Annotated in this window: 11 protein-coding genes; 7 read left to right on the top strand and 4 right to left on the bottom strand. The window is 62.7% G+C overall.

Features of this window, described 5'->3' with window-relative positions:
- Window positions 1-229 precede the first annotated feature (229 nt).
- From benA to AAZQ98_RS03275, 6 genes are all read left to right on the top strand, one after another.
- A complete protein-coding gene (gene benA, locus AAZQ98_RS03300) occupies window positions 230-1,588 on the top strand; it encodes a benzoate 1,2-dioxygenase large subunit (protein WP_434689806.1) in 1,359 nt (452 codons plus the stop codon).
- Between the two features lie 19 nt (window positions 1,589-1,607).
- Entirely contained in the window at window positions 1,608-2,138 is a 531-nt protein-coding gene (benB, locus tag AAZQ98_RS03295; RefSeq protein WP_105656489.1) for a benzoate 1,2-dioxygenase small subunit, read from the top strand.
- A gap of 78 nt (window positions 2,139-2,216) precedes the next feature.
- Window positions 2,217-3,761, top strand: coding sequence for a benzoate 1,2-dioxygenase electron transfer component BenC (gene benC / locus AAZQ98_RS03290; RefSeq protein ID WP_434689804.1), 1,545 nt, complete (start codon window positions 2,217-2,219; stop codon window positions 3,759-3,761).
- The gene (locus AAZQ98_RS03285) at window positions 3,758-4,564 is read left to right on the top strand and encodes a 1,6-dihydroxycyclohexa-2,4-diene-1-carboxylate dehydrogenase (RefSeq protein ID WP_434689803.1); all 807 of its coding nucleotides are present in this window, start codon (window positions 3,758-3,760) and stop codon (window positions 4,562-4,564) included. The genes benC and AAZQ98_RS03285 overlap by 4 nt, the downstream gene beginning before the upstream one ends.
- 178 nt (window positions 4,565-4,742) lie before the next feature.
- Window positions 4,743-6,077, top strand: coding sequence for an MFS transporter (locus AAZQ98_RS03280; RefSeq protein ID WP_434689801.1), 1,335 nt, complete (start codon window positions 4,743-4,745; stop codon window positions 6,075-6,077).
- Window positions 6,078-6,125: 48 nt separating this feature from the next.
- Complete coding sequence (locus tag AAZQ98_RS03275; protein WP_434690107.1) at window positions 6,126-8,810, top strand: LuxR C-terminal-related transcriptional regulator; 2,685 nt, start codon at window positions 6,126-6,128, stop codon at window positions 8,808-8,810.
- Window positions 8,811-9,068: 258 nt separating this feature from the next.
- On the opposite strand, the gene AAZQ98_RS03270 is transcribed toward AAZQ98_RS03275, so the two are convergent.
- Together AAZQ98_RS03270 and AAZQ98_RS03265 are read right to left on the bottom strand one after the other, a co-directional pair.
- The gene (locus tag AAZQ98_RS03270) at window positions 9,069-10,628 is read right to left on the bottom strand and encodes a DUF222 domain-containing protein (RefSeq protein ID WP_434689800.1); all 1,560 of its coding nucleotides are present in this window, start codon (window positions 10,626-10,628) and stop codon (window positions 9,069-9,071) included.
- Between the two features lie 144 nt (window positions 10,629-10,772).
- A complete protein-coding gene (locus tag AAZQ98_RS03265) occupies window positions 10,773-11,273 on the bottom strand; it encodes a hypothetical protein (protein ID WP_434689799.1) in 501 nt (166 codons plus the stop codon).
- A gap of 253 nt (window positions 11,274-11,526) precedes the next feature.
- Here AAZQ98_RS03265 and AAZQ98_RS03260 point away from each other — a divergent pair, with 253 nt between their 5' ends.
- Entirely contained in the window at window positions 11,527-11,868 is a 342-nt protein-coding gene (locus tag AAZQ98_RS03260) for a DUF1801 domain-containing protein (protein WP_434689796.1), read from the top strand.
- Window positions 11,869-12,021: 153 nt separating this feature from the next.
- Here AAZQ98_RS03260 and AAZQ98_RS03255 read toward each other — a convergent pair whose 3' ends face one another.
- Both AAZQ98_RS03255 and catA read right to left on the bottom strand, forming a co-directional pair.
- Window positions 12,022-12,174: a hypothetical protein gene (locus AAZQ98_RS03255; protein ID WP_434689794.1), complete on the bottom strand. Its 153-nt coding sequence runs from the start codon at window positions 12,172-12,174 to the stop codon at window positions 12,022-12,024.
- Window positions 12,175-12,290: 116 nt separating this feature from the next.
- Entirely contained in the window at window positions 12,291-13,148 is an 858-nt protein-coding gene (gene catA, locus AAZQ98_RS03250; RefSeq protein ID WP_388024814.1) for a catechol 1,2-dioxygenase, read from the bottom strand.
- Between the last annotated feature and the right edge of the window lie 155 nt (window positions 13,149-13,303).

Below are 13,303 nucleotides of genomic sequence, written 5' to 3'. Positions count from 1 at the left end.
CTGCTTCGAAAAAGTGGCTGGTGGTCGTAGCAAAAGAATACGCCGATGCATTGATAGGCAACAGGTGTGGATTCAGACGATCGAAAACATAGTAGTCAGATGCCTAGCCCAAGCCTAGGCATAACCCTAGTGTGACCGCCCGCACTTTCTGCCAAGGTTGAATCCATGCAAACCGGCTGCAGCGGTTTCCCCTTTAAACGAGCATTGAATGGACGGAGCACACCACGCCATGACCGAGACCCTGAACGAGGTATCCAGCCTGCTGGATAACGCGCTGGTTGACAGCCCGGAAACCGGAGAGTTCCGCGCCAACCGAAATATCTTCACCGACGAAGAGATTTTCGAGATGGAAATGAAGCACATCTGGGAAGGCAACTGGGTGTACCTGGCCCACGAGTCCCAGATCCCGAACATCGGCGACTACTACACCACCAACATCGGCCGCCAGCCCATCATCATCTCGCGCAACAAGCAGGGCGAACTCAATGCGCTGATCAACGCCTGCAGCCACCGCGGAGCCATGCTCTGCCGGCGCAAGACCGATAACCGCACCACCTTCACCTGCCCGTTCCATGGCTGGACCTTCAACAACTCCGGCAAGCTGCTCAAGGTCAAGGATTCGCGGGGAGCTGGCTACCCGGAGCAGTTCAACAAGGACGGCTCCCACGATTTGACCAGGGTCGCCCGTTTCGAGAACTACCGCGGTTTCCTCTTCGGCTCGCTGAACGCCGATGTCCTGCCGCTGGAAGAGCACCTGGGCGAGGCCACGAAGATCATCGACATGATGGTTGACCAGTCCGAAGAAGGCCTGGAAGTGCTGCGCGGCGCCTCGACCTACACCTATGACGGCAACTGGAAGCTGCAGGCGGAGAACGGCGCCGACGGCTACCACGTCTCGGCCACCCACTGGAACTACGCCGCCACCCAGGCCCGCCGCGCCAACGGCGAATCCTCCAATGACACCAAGACCATGGATGCCGGCGGCTGGGACAAGCAGAAGGGCGGCTACTACTCCTTCGAGCACGGCCACCTGCTGCTGTGGACCGAATGGCTGGACCCGGCCAACCGTCCGCTGGCCGAGAAGCGCGACGAGCTGGTTGCCAAGTTCGGCGAAGCCAAGGCCGACTGGATGATCGGCATTTCGCGCAACCTGTGCCTGTACCCGAACGTGTACCTGATGGACCAGTTCGGTTCGCAGATCCGCGTCTTCCGGCCGGTGGCAGTGGACAAGACCGAGGTGACCATCTACTGCTTCGCCCCGGTGGGCGAGTCGGACACCGCGCGCGCGGCCCGCATCCGCCAGTACGAGGACTTCTTCAACGCCTCGGGCATGGCCACCCCGGATGACCTGGAAGAATTCCGCTCCTGCCAGAAGACCTATCTGGCCACCTCGGCGCAGTGGAATGACCTTTCGCGCGGCCAGGCCCACCAGATTACCGGCCCGGATGAGAACGCGGACAAGGTGGGCCTCAAGCCCATCTCCTCCGGAGCGCGCACCGAGGACGAGGGCCTGTACCCGATCCAGCACGGCTACTGGCTGCAGACCATGCGCCAAGCCGTGGATAACGAACGCGAAGCACAGAACTAAGGCCGAAGGGACAAGACAGATGAGCACCATCGCACTGACCGAGGCGCCGACTTCCAACGGCGCAGTCACCACCGCGGATATCGCGCAGTTCCTCTACCAGGAAGCCCGTTTCCTCGATGACCGGGACTTCGACCGCTGGCTGGACTGCTACCACCCGGAAGCCACCTTCTGGATGCCGGCCTGGGCCGATGACGAGCAGCTGACCGAAGACCCGCAGCGCGAGATCTCGCTGATCTACTACGCTAACCGCGGCGGCCTGGAAGACCGCGTCTTCCGCATCAAGACCGACCGCTCCTCGGCCACCTCGCTGCCCGAGCCGCGCACCGGGCACAACATCACCAACGTGGAGATCGTTGCCGTGGACGGCGACAAGGTGGACATCCGCTTCAACTGGTTCACCCTGTACTACCGCTACCAGAACGTGGACACCTACTTCGGCACCTCCTTCTACACGATCGACTACTCCGGCACTGCCCCGGTGATCACCGCGAAGAAGGTCGTCCTGAAGAACGACTACATCCACCACGTCGTGGACATCTACCACATCTAAGCGACACCCATTGGGCGGCGGGGCCAGTGCAGGCCCCGCCGACTCGCCCATCCCCGAATCCTGTGAAATGAGCATGCCATGTCCCACCAGGTAGCCCTCGCCTTTGAAGACGGAATCACCCGCTTCATCAAGGTCGGCGCGAACGAAACCGTCGCCGATGCCTCCTACAAAGCCCGCATCAACATCCCGCTGGACTGCCGCGACGGCGCCTGCGGCACCTGCAAGGTCTTCTGCGAGTCGGGCAAGTACGACGGCGGCGACTACATCGAAGAAGCCTTGACCGACGACGAGGCGGAGGCCGGATACTGCCTGCCCTGCCAGATGGTCCCCGAATCCGACCTCGTGCTGCAGATCCCGACCACCTCGGATGTCGCCAAGACCTCGGCCACCTCCTTCGAGTCCACGCTGAGCGAGATCCGCCGCATCTCCGAAACCACCTACGCCTTCAGCCTCGAGGTGGACAAGCGCGAAGACCTCTCCTTCCTGCCGGGCCAGTACGTGAACATCGAGGTCCCCGGCTCCGGCGGGCAAACCCGTTCCTACTCCTTCAGCTCGGGCCCGGAAGTCGACATCGTCTCCTTCCTGATCCGCATCACCGACGGCGGCCTGATGTCCACCTACATGCGCGATACCGCGCAGGTGGGCGACCGCATCACCTTCACCGGCCCGATGGGCAGCTTCTTCCTGCGCGAACCCAAGCGCCAATCGCTGCTGCTCGCCGGCGGCACCGGCCTGGCCCCGCTCCTGGCCATCCTGGAGAAGCTGGCCGGCATGGACAACCCGCACCCGGTGCACCTGATCTACGGCGTGAACACCGACATCGACCTGGTCGAACTCGATGTGCTGCAGGACTACACCCAGCGCATCGCCGGATTCAGCTTCGACACCGTGGTGGGCGACCCGGACAGCGCTTCACAGAAGAAGGGCTACGTCACCAACCACTTCGAGCCGCAGCACCTGGCCGAGGGCGACGTGGACATCTACCTGTGCGGCCCGCCTCCGATGGTGGAGGGCGTGCGCCGCCACCTGGAAGCCGAAGGCCTCAAGCCGCAGAATTTCTACTACGAGAAGTTCGCGCTGGCCGTCGTTGCGGACACCGAGCCTGCCGAGCCTGCCGCCCCGGCTGCCGAGGCGCCCGCCGCGCAAGCCGCCGCCGACCAGGGCTACGAAATCGGCGAGGAGCACGCCAGCTTCGAGGCCCAGTTCGATGCGCGCATGGCCTTGGAACTGGCCGTCGTCGAGCTGACCATGGGCAAGCTGGCCGAGGGCCAGCTGGGCGAATTCAAGGTCCTGGCCGAACTGGCCGGCAAGACCCTGGACGGCGAGAAGTTCATCAACGCCGAGGAATTCACCGTCACCAATGACGCCTTCCACGAATTCCTGTTCAAGGCCGTGGGCAACGAGCACCTGCTGCAGGCCTACCGCCGCCTGGACGTGCCGGCGCTGATGGCCGCCGTGCTGCGCCAGGAGCACTGGATCGACGGGGCCGTGGATGCCGACCACCTGGGCATCGTCGCCGCTTTCGAGAAGCAGGACATCGCCGCTGCCCGCGCGGCGATCACCGCGCACAACCAGCACGCCAAGGCCACCATGGCCGCCGCTTCCAAGGCAGCGGCCCAGTGAGCGCCGGGCTGCCCGAGTCCTTCCATCCGGGCCGCTTTGCCGGCAAGGTCGTCATGGTCACCGGCGCCGCCCAGGGCATCGGCTGGTCCGTGGCCCGGCGCATCGCCGCCGAGGGCGGGGAAATGGTGCTCGTGGACCGCGCCGCGCTGATCCACGAGGTGGCCGGGGCCCTGCGCGCCGACGGCGCCACCGCGCTGAGCGTGACCGCGGACCTGGAAACCTACGAGGGCGCGCTGGCTGCGGTCACCGCCGCGAAGGACCAGTTCGGACGCATCGACGTGCTGGTCAACAACGTGGGCGGAACCATTTGGGCCAAGCCCTACGAGCACTACGCGCCCGATGAGATCGAAAAGGAAATTCGGCGATCGCTGTTCCCGACCTTGTGGATGTGCCGTGCGGTCTTCGAGGAAATGGTCCAGGCCCGATCCGGAACCATCGTGAACGTCTCCTCGGTCGCCACCCGGGGCATGAACCGCGTCCCGTACGCGGCGGCCAAGGGCGGGGTCAAGGCCATCACCTCGGCGCTGGCCATGGAGGGCGCCGAGCTGGGCATCCGCGTGGTCGCCACCGCGCCAGGCGGCACCGAAGCCCCTGAACGGGTAGTCAAGCGCGGGCCGGCACCCACCGGCGAGCAGGAAAAGGCCTGGTACCAGGCCATCGTGGACCAGACCGTGGACTCAACCTTGCTCAAGCGCTACGGCACCTTGGACGAGCAGTCGGCGCCCATCGTGTTCCTGGCCTCGGATGAGGCCTCCTACATCACCGGTTCCACCCTCGCGGTGGCCGGAGGAGACCTCGGCTAGCGGCAGTCCCGGCACCACAAACGCACCACCATGGAACAAACGGCTCGTGATCACGGGCCGTTTCTTCCATCCAGCACCATCCCGGCCGTGCTTCCAGCGCCGGGCACGTATTTTCCGGGGAACAACGAGGTTCCCCGGTCACCGCAAACGAACGGAAAAACACGTGAATACCAGCCCAATGACATCCAGCAATGCCGCCAATGGCGCCGTGCGCTGGGTGGTGGTGATCGCCGCCATCGCCCTGATCTTCGACGGCTACGACCTGGTGGTTTTCGGAACCATCGTCTCCACGCTGCTGGCGGACCCCAGCCAGCTCGGCCAGCTCGATGAAGCCGCCGCCGGATTGCTGGGCAGCTACGCGCTGCTCGGCGTGATGGTCGGTGCGCTGTCCACCGGCGCGATCGGCGACTACATCGGCCGGCGCAAGGCGATGATCACCGGCATCATCTGGTTCTCCGTCGGCATGGGCCTGACCGCGCTGGCCTCCGACACCCTGTGGTTCGGCATCCTGCGCTTCCTCACCGGCATGGGCGTGGGCGCGATCGTGGCCACCGCTGGCGCGGTGGTGGCCGAGTTCGCCCCGAAGAACCGCCGCAACTACTACAACGCGATCGTCTACTCGGGCGTGCCGGCCGGGGGCGTGCTCGCCTCGCTGCTGGCCATGGTGCTCAGCGACGTGATCGGCTGGCGCGGGCTGTTCCTCATCGGCGCGCTGCCGCTGCTGTTCCTGCTGCCGATGGCCTGGTTCAAGCTGCCCGAATCCCCGCAGTGGCTGCTGTCCCGCGGCCGCGTGGCCGAAGCCCGCGAGGTGGCTGCGCGCACCGGAATGCTGCTGGAACTTCCCAGCGACGCCGATGCCGGGCAGCTGAAGGCCGAACGTGTGGGCTTCGCCGCGCTGGCCACCAGGCGCTACGCGCTGCCTACCGCACTGCTGGGCATGATGAGCTTCGCCGGACTGCTGCTGACCTATGGGCTGAACACCTGGATGCCGGAAATCATGCAGCAGGCAGGCTACGGCAAGTCCCATTCGCTGCTCTTCTTGCTGGTGCTGAACCTCGCCGCGGTCTTCGGCGGGCTGCTGGCTTCGGTGGCCGCCGACCGGGTCGGCCCCAAGCAGGTCGTGGCGCTGACCTTCTTCCTGGCCGCGCTGGCAATGGTGCTGCTGACCCTCAAGCTCCCGCTGGGCTTGCTGCTGTCCCTGGTGGCAGTGGCAGGTGTGGGAACCATCGGCACGCAGGTGCTGATCTACGGCTTTGTGTCGAACTACTACCACAGCGCCGCCCGCGGAGCCGGGGTGGCCTGGTGCGCCGGATTCGGCAGGCTGGGCGGGATTTTCGGCCCGCTGCTGGGCGGACTGCTGCTTTCGGCGGGAGTTTCCCCGGGAACCGCATTCTATGTCTTCGCCGCAGTTGCTATCGTTGGAACGCTGGTCACCACCTGCGTCCCGATGACCCGTTCGGCCGCGCAGCGCAGCGCGCAAGAAGAGCTGGCTGCCGCGGGAGCAGGGAAGTAGCAGCACATCGAAACGCAACGCGGCAACGCAGAAAGGCTGGTGAACGCCATGCTCAGTGCCCAGCAGGGCCAGGATGCGCTCATCGGCCTTTCCCGCGAAGTCCAGCAAACTGGCAGTACGTTGGCCGTGCTGAAGGGTCCGCGCGGCAGCGGCAAGAGCACCATCATCAAGGCGCTGCTAACCCGGCTGGCCAGCCAATCGGTGCAGCTGGTGACCGCCTCGCGCTGGGAAACCGCGCAGCCCGGAGCCGCCTTGGGCCCGTTGCTGCAACGCAGCCACGCAGGCTCGGCCGGGGCGCTGGGCGAGGCCTTGCTGGAATACCTGCGCAAGGAGGCGCCGCAACCCCGTGTGCTGGTGCTGGAAAATGCGCAATGGGTCGATGACCTCAGCTTCCAGGCGCTGCACTACGCCTGGCGCCGCTTGCGCAATGAACCGGTACTCATCGTGCTGGTGATGCGCGACCAGAACCTGGCCAGGCTTTCACCGGAAACCCGTGAATTCCTGGCCGACAGCCAATTGAAGATCCTGCAGCTTCAAGTGCCCGATCCAACGCATGCGCGCGAGATCATCTGCGCCAGGACGGGGATCGACCTGCCGCCCATGGCCGTCGAGCAGCTGGTGGACTACACCGAGGGCAACCTGCAGGTGGTCATCGAGCTGGCCCAGGAGAATCCGGAGCACAGCTGGGAGCAGTTCGACCGCTGGCCGCCTGCCCCTCGCGCCCTGTCGTTGCACGTCATCGAACTATTGGAGGGGTTGGAACCGAGGGCGCGGGCGCTGCTGGAAGCGGCTGCGGTGCTCGGCGCGCAGGCCAGGATCGACAATATCGCCAAGCTGGTGGGCGAGGATGATCCGCTGCTGCCGATCCAGCAGATTCTCGACTCCTCGCTGGCGCAAACCCACGGCCATAGCGGGAAGGTGCGGCTCGGGTTCGAGAACGCATTGACCCAAATGGCTGTCTACCATCAGATCCCGCTGAGCACCCGCATCCGGTTGCATGCTTGCGCCGCGGATATCGTCGAGGACCAGGGGGCGAAGCTGGGCCATCGGGCCGATGCGAGCATCCTGCCCGATGGCAGCTTGTCGATGGAACTGCAAGACTACGCGCGGTCCCAAGGCAAGCGGGGCGAGTGGTCTTCGGCCGCTACCGCGTACTTCAGGGCCATGCACTTGTCCCCGGAACCAACGCGCCGCGACTCCCTGCTGCTCAACGCAGTGGATGCGATTGTCGCCGCCGGCGAGCTGCCGCGGGCGCAAACCTTCGCGCATCAGCTTTCGAGCCTGGAAAGCAGTCCGGAACGGGACGTGCTTTCCGGATACATCTCGATCCTGCAAGGCCGCGCCAACACCGCGCAGCGCTGGCTGTCCAGCGCCTGGCAGAACGCGGTCCAGGATCAGGACAACGATGTGATGGCCGCGATCGCCCAACGCCAAGTCCTCGATTCGCTGTGCCGTTTGAAGGGGCAGAAGATCATTGACTGGGCTGAGCAATCGCTGCGCCTTGCCCAGGTGGGCAGCCCGCTGGCCATTGAGAACGCAGCCATCCAAGGGCTCGGACTGGCAATGATGGGCCGGGCTGATGAGGGGGAGCAGGTCTTGATGGACCTGCTGGCCACCCTTCCGGCAGGAGCACAGCGCCAGCGCGCAGAAATGTCACTGGGCTGGGTCTACCTCGCGACCGATCGCGTGGAGTTAGCCCGGCACGAGCTCTCCGCAGCCAGCTCCACGGACTTCAGCGATGGTTCCCTGCGCATCTCGCTGTGGGCCAAAGCCTGGTCGGCGCGCGCTGAATTCCTCATGGGCGACTGGGACCAAGCGCTGGAGACGGTTCGATCCGCGCAGTCCCTGCAGGAGCGTTCTGAAATCCAGATCCTGCGTCCGCTGATCCAGCTGACCGCGGTGCAGATTCACGCATTGCGCGGCAATTGGGAGCAGGCGGATCTGCACCTACGCAAGTCGTGGGCACGCACCGGCAGCTATGCCATTATGGAGATGCCTTACCGGATGGCGCGGGCCGAGATTGCCCGGGCGCAGGCAAACCATGAAGAGGTTGTGCGGACGCTGGAACCATTGCTTCGGCTGGACCGTACGCAGGGCATCGACCAAGCAGGTTTCTGGACCTGGCAGGATACATACGCCATGGCGCTAATCCGTTGCGAACGCCTGGATGAAGCAGAGAAATTCGTACAGCCGTTGCTGGAGAGTGCTCTCGCTTCAGGCCACCAGAGCGGAGCCGCTCGATTCCTGAGCGTGCAAGGCGCCTTGCTGGCAGCCCGCGGTGATATCGACGCAGCCCGTTTGGCCTTTGAAGATGCCATCCGCCGTTTGGAAGGCATCGGGTCGGTCTATCACCGGGCAAAAATTGATTTCTACTACGGGCAATGCCTGCGCCGAGCCGGCAAGCGAGCCGAATGCGTTGCGCCGTTGACCCGCGCGCTGGCGATTTTCACGCACTTCGATGCATCCGTGTACATCGACCGCTGCACTCGTGAGCTCCAGGCAAGCGGAACCGGGATGCTGCGCAGGGAGAGTGCTGACTGGTCGACGCTGACGGCGCAGGAACAAGCCGTGGCCAAGCTGGTTTGCGAAGGTGCAAGCAATCGACGTGTCGCTGAAGAGCTGTATATAGGAACCAAGACAGTGCAGTACCACCTGACCAAGATCTACACGAAGCTGTCGGTCTCAAACCGTACTGAGCTTGCTGCGCTGGCGCGTTTCGACCTTGAAGGATAGTGCCTTCCGACTGAAAAAAATTTTCATTCCCGAGGGCAGCAGAACCATGCGGAGTTCGAGTTGACCTGCGCCCTGTGACTGTAGATTTTTTTCATTCAGCACGAATCGCTTGAATCGAACGCGGCCGGGATTCTTGATTCAGGCCGCGGCCAGCAATGCAACCGGACTCAAAGCCGTTGCTCCTGCGAAGTATGGGTGGTGTGGTGGTGCTAGTGACTGAAAAAATTTGTCACTCGAAATCCAAATCAGGTACTGGCTCTAACTGGTTCCGGTTCCGGGCAGGCCCTCATCTTGGCCGAGCCCCAGTACTCGCCGCACTTCGGGGGTCAATTGCACCTCGCAGGCCGCAGCCTCCTGGGGACGTTGAGGACAACGATCGTTGACATGATCAAATTTCTCCACGTTGTCCACGCTCTCGGGAACCGTGATTGACCGCAGCCCGTGCGGAGATACCCACGTCTTGGAGCCATCCGGGCAAGCGAAGACCTTCCAGCCAAGCGCGTGCTTGTACATCTGATGCTGCTTGCACAAGAGATGGGTGTTCTGCCGGGTAGTGTGGCCGCCCTGTCCATACGCTTCGATGTGATCAATTTCCGAACGATCGGGCAGGCGGCGGCAACCGGGGAAACCGCAATGCTGGTCGCGGTAACGCAGCAAATCGCGCAACCCCTGGGAAGGTCGATATTTCTTGGGCTCCACATCAATTGCGGCTCCCGTCCACGGGTCGGTCAGAACGCGCTGGAACGACGGAGCATCCGCGGCGATTTCCAACGCTACGCCGATTGGGATCGGCCCGTAACCTTCCAAATCAGCGAGGGCGCGAGCGGGATTCACGAGCATTTCAATGGCTGGGATCGTGATGGCAACCCGTGGCTTCAGCGGCATGCCTTCCATTCCGGGCCAGCCATGCAGATACACGTCCGCAAGCACATCGGCTTCAACCTGCGTTTGCGTGCGCAGATCCTTGGAATCAGTGATCTGGGCGGCTGCCTGCTTTATCGAGTTGCGAATCGAATGGATGACATCAGCGCGGTGATGCAGCTGCAAGGTAGCCATGCCATTCTCCTCATTCCACACCTTGAGATTACGGGCTGCGAATGCGTTCTTCTGCCGGTTCTCTGCCGAATTGGGATTCATCCGGTCGTGAAAGCGACGGGCCCGCTGGTAGACAGTCTCGTCGCAGGCTGTTCTTGCCAGAGGCAGCAAATTTTCCTCCATGCGGCCGACCTGCTCCGGGGAAAGGTCTTGCGAGTATTTGACGATGTCGTGGGCGGCCTTAACGGTAATCTCACCTGCAGCGAGCGCGGCAAGGGTGGCTTTGCAGGCGTGGCGCAAGCCCTTGGCATGGAACATCCGTTTGCTGACTTTACGGACGGATTCGCGCAATGCGACAGCTGACTCAGCTACGAAATTGGAGTTGATGACCTGCTCGCTGCCACGGTCTATGCCATAGTATTCGGCACTCTTGCTGGCTTCGGCTTCTTCGTCTGGGGTGTGGGCATGCTCGGTGGCAATCAGGTCATTGAAGGACGCGCTGACCTGCTCGACTCCGTCTGCCAGCAAAACGCAGATAGCGGCTTCAGCGCTGCTCATCAGGCGTTGGAGTTTCTTCAGGCGTTCCAATGCGTCTCCGGGCCCATCCACGGGGCCCGCATTGAATAGTTCGTCGGCAACCTGCTTGATGGGTCCGAAGAACGACTGGTGCTCGCCATGGGCGTCGAGCGCTGACGCTCTGTGCGACTCCATGCGGGTGCCCGGCGGGCGCAGTGGGAGGCGATGTTCATCGTCGTGATCGTCTAGATATGCGGGAATAGTCATAGTTAACGTTCGCGCAGATTATCGACAGTATCTTCTGGTTAGAAACCAATTGTGGATAAGTTTTAGAAAGTTTATACGAATGCACTTAAGCGTGATTCTGGCGCGAAAATCGCTGGACCAGGGGAGGCAGTAATGGGTGCCGTGCTAGTTGCTAGTTGGATGCAGGGGGCGCGGCGGGCGGGTGAAGGCAGTTCGGATGCCGAGGGCTGCCATGGCTGCGAGTATGGCAAAGGCGAGGACGCTGGCCATGTACAGGGGTGCGGCTAGATCCGCGGCGGCATCGGCGTTCCAATCGGCAAAGGTGTCGCCCACCGAGTTCATATTGGCGAAAGAAGCGAAGAAATAAGCCGGTGCGCCTAAGGCAATGATCAGGCTCCAAGCTCCGATAGCCGCCCAGGCGGGCAGCTTGCGTCCGGCGGAAACTACCGGAACGAGCCAGGAGATGGCGAGGGCGGTTCCAATGACTGCGAAGACCCACCCTCCAGGCGTGTCGTAATTCTGGTCCATTGAGGCCATCGCGGAAATGGTTTCATCGAGGGGAAGCCTACTTGCTGCGGTCACGGCCCAATTGTTCATGAGCAGTGAGCCGTAAGCCGCGTAAGCCACGATCATGGCGAACCCGGAGATAGCTAGAAGTTTACGCATGTCAGTAGCCTAACAGTGCGCTAGTCAACTCGGTGAGATAACCAATAAGCGTATGAGTTGGACGTCCGTGCTACGTCCTTGCACGATCAAGCTGTCCTGAGGCCAGCTGCCTGTATTCCAGTGCAAGAATCCGTGAAGCAGATGCCCGTAGTCGGTAAGGTGCATTATGTGCCGATCGGGAGCCCAAAGCGATCGCGCGAACGATATCACCTGGCGCCGCAATGCAGCGCCAACCGTTAGAAGGAGACTAGGGATGATCTTCACCAAAAAAGGCGACGCCGCAGTTCTGGCCAAGCTCAGCACAGCTCCAGCACCCTATCGCGAGATTGCCGAACGGCTTCACGCCATAATCATGCAGAGCGCACCATCGCTGGAGCCGATCGTCCGCTGGGGACTTCCGTTTTACGTCCGGGATGGCAAAGACGTCTGCTACATCAAGCCTGACAAGGACTTCGTAGCTTTCGGTTTTGGAGAAGTCGTGAATCCAGCCTACGAGGAAGGCTCCCACATGCATCCAGTTGCATGGACTATCACCTCGCTGGATTCTGCAACGGAAGACAGGATCCGGGAACTGGTGACGAAGGCCGCGGGCTGATCCCGAGCAAGCTAGCTGGCCGCAAGATGAACAGTGCGCCCGCTGCAGGCAGCCGTATCGCCTGGAGTCCATCCTCAAGTGCGCCGAAGGTCCCGGCAGCGCCATTGCTGTCGGGACCTTGGGCTTTGCGTCGGTAGCGCTGGGAACAGAAGCCTAGGCGGCAAGCATCGAGATGCCTTGCTCCTCTTCTGGCATCCATCCGGTCCAGGCCCAGTGGTTCTGGGGTTCGCTGGCATCGGCAGCTCGGTGCGCGATGGATTGGGGCTGGAACTTCCCGACTGGATCGTTCAGTGTTGAAGCATTCATGCTGCACTCCCATTGGATTGGCGGGTGTTCGCCCGTTCGTCGAGGTTCCGGGTGCGGCAACGGCGGGGGTCCGGCCATGCTGCCGGGACCCCCGCCGTGTTGAGGCGCGCTGGGGCTTACTTCACAGGGTCGAGCACGAAGTCGTAGGTGACCTGCTTGCCGTTGCCCGATGCTGCTGGCTGCACGTCGAGCATCAGTTCCGGCTTCACCGCGGTGGCGATGTCGTCGTCGTTGTGCGCATCGCCCGGGAAGTACAGCTGGGCGGTGAGCAGCTCGTGGCCCTCGGCGGAGACCTTCAGGTGCAGGTGCGCTGGGCGCCACGCGTGCCAGCCGGCGGCGGCGATCAGCTGGCCGCAGGCACCGTCGGTCGGGATCTGGTACGGGGCTGGCTGCATGGTGTTGATCTGGAAGTTGCCTTCCTCGTCAGCAATGAAGGTGCCGCGCAGGTTCCACTCGGGGATGCCAGGGGCGAACTGCGAGTAGAACCCCTCTTCGTCTGCGTGCCACAGCTCGATCTTGGCGTTCTTCAGCGCCGAGCCGTCGGTCGAGCGGACCTGGCCCTGGAAGAGCAGGTTGGTGCCCTTCTCGTCCTCGCGCATCGAGATGGTGGCAGGGGTGTTCTGCGAAGGCGCTTCGGGCACGTAGTAAGGGCCTTCGATCGAGCCCTTGTTGCCTTCGCGGTGGTCGGTGGCGACCTCTTCCACCGAGTGCTCGAGCCACACGTCCAGGAACAATGGCCATTCGCCGTCGTCGCCAACCTTGATCAACCATGCCTTCAGGGCATTGAACTCGTCGTAGCTCACGCGCTCTTCGAGGATGATGTCGTTGGCGGCCTTGACGAGCTTGGAAGCAAGCATGTTCACGCGCTCGGTGGAGGTCGCGATGCTGCCGAGCTTGCCGGAGTTGCGGAAGCTGTCGGTGGCGGCGTTGCCGGACTTGGCTGCAGTTGCGTCTGCTGGAGTTTCAGTGGTCATGGTGACTCCCCTAAATTATGTGGTGTGGTGGATGCGGATCCATACTGTGACCCCCATCATCCCGGGTGATTGATATTCAATGTAGTGCAGCGTCTATGCCAAGTGAAATACTCATTTGGTGGTCATTGGAACGTTTTGAATATCAATGCTTGTGG

Source organism: Glutamicibacter sp. Je.9.36 (assembly GCF_051129975.1).
Classification (GTDB): domain Bacteria; phylum Actinomycetota; class Actinomycetes; order Actinomycetales; family Micrococcaceae; genus Glutamicibacter.
This window is presented reverse-complemented; position numbering and strand designations above follow the sequence as displayed.

Excerpts from the sequence above, each read along its gene's own strand:
- benA (WP_434689806.1), top strand. The coding sequence starts at position 230 with ATGACCGAGACCCTGAACGAGGTATCCAGCCTGCTGGATAACGCGCTG.
- AAZQ98_RS03255 (WP_434689794.1), bottom strand. The coding sequence starts at position 12,174 with ATGAATGCTTCAACACTGAACGATCCAGTCGGGAAGTTCCAGCCCCAA.
- benC (WP_434689804.1), top strand. The coding sequence starts at position 2,217 with ATGTCCCACCAGGTAGCCCTCGCCTTTGAAGACGGAATCACCCGCTTC.
- AAZQ98_RS03275 (WP_434690107.1), top strand. The coding sequence starts at position 6,126 with ATGCTCAGTGCCCAGCAGGGCCAGGATGCGCTCATCGGCCTTTCCCGC.
- catA (WP_388024814.1), bottom strand. The coding sequence starts at position 13,148 with ATGACCACTGAAACTCCAGCAGACGCAACTGCAGCCAAGTCCGGCAAC.
- AAZQ98_RS03265 (WP_434689799.1), bottom strand. The coding sequence starts at position 11,273 with ATGCGTAAACTTCTAGCTATCTCCGGGTTCGCCATGATCGTGGCTTAC.
- AAZQ98_RS03270 (WP_434689800.1), bottom strand. The coding sequence starts at position 10,628 with ATGACTATTCCCGCATATCTAGACGATCACGACGATGAACATCGCCTC.
- benB (WP_105656489.1), top strand. The coding sequence starts at position 1,608 with ATGAGCACCATCGCACTGACCGAGGCGCCGACTTCCAACGGCGCAGTC.
- AAZQ98_RS03280 (WP_434689801.1), top strand. The coding sequence starts at position 4,743 with ATGACATCCAGCAATGCCGCCAATGGCGCCGTGCGCTGGGTGGTGGTG.
- AAZQ98_RS03260 (WP_434689796.1), top strand. The coding sequence starts at position 11,527 with ATGATCTTCACCAAAAAAGGCGACGCCGCAGTTCTGGCCAAGCTCAGC.